Origin of the sequence: Microvirga sp. KLBC 81 (assembly GCF_003075415.1) — a bacterium.
Classification (GTDB): Bacteria; Pseudomonadota; Alphaproteobacteria; order Rhizobiales; family Beijerinckiaceae; genus Microvirga.
This window is the reverse complement of record NZ_QDAH01000346.1, coordinates 1-517: the sequence shown is the minus strand read 5'-3', so window position 1 is coordinate 517 and position 517 is coordinate 1. Positions and strand designations below refer to the sequence as shown.

1 protein-coding gene is annotated in these 517 nt (G+C 68.5%); it reads right to left on the bottom strand.

What is annotated here, in order from left to right:
- A partial coding sequence (locus tag DC522_RS34125; protein ID WP_205769963.1) for a carboxymuconolactone decarboxylase family protein occupies positions 1-288 on the bottom strand: 288 nt, incomplete at its 3' end.
- Positions 289-517 lie beyond the last annotated feature (229 nt).

Below are 517 nucleotides of genomic sequence, written 5' to 3'. Positions count from 1 at the left end.
ATCCGGACTCAGCCGCGACTCGTCCTTCGCCGTCAGCGCGGCGCGCACGTGCAGCTCGAACTCCTCCCAGCGGCCCAGCGAAAGCGTCACAGCCAGCACCATCATCCGCCGCGCCTTGTGCGGCAGGCCCGGACGGCTCCAGATGTCGTGCCAGGCGTAGCGGGTGATCAGGTTCTGGTAATCGGCGGTGAAGGTGGTGGCGCGGTCCAGCGAGCGCTGCACCCATTCTTCTCCCAGCACGGCGCGGCGGTTGGCCAGGCCGCGCTCGAAATCGTCTTCCCGGCTCATTGCGGCATCTCCCCTTGGGTGCTTGCGTCGGCGGGGCGGGCAACGGCGCTGCCCGCCCCGGCCGATCAGTTCACGGTGATGTTATTGGTTTTCACGACCTCGGCCCAGCGGACCTGTTCGGCGTCGACGAACTTGGCGAAGTCCGCGGCGCTGCTGCCGACCGGGGTCAGACCGAGCTTGGCGAGCTTGTCGCGGGTTTCGGGGCGTGCCAGCGCCTTCTGCACCAGGT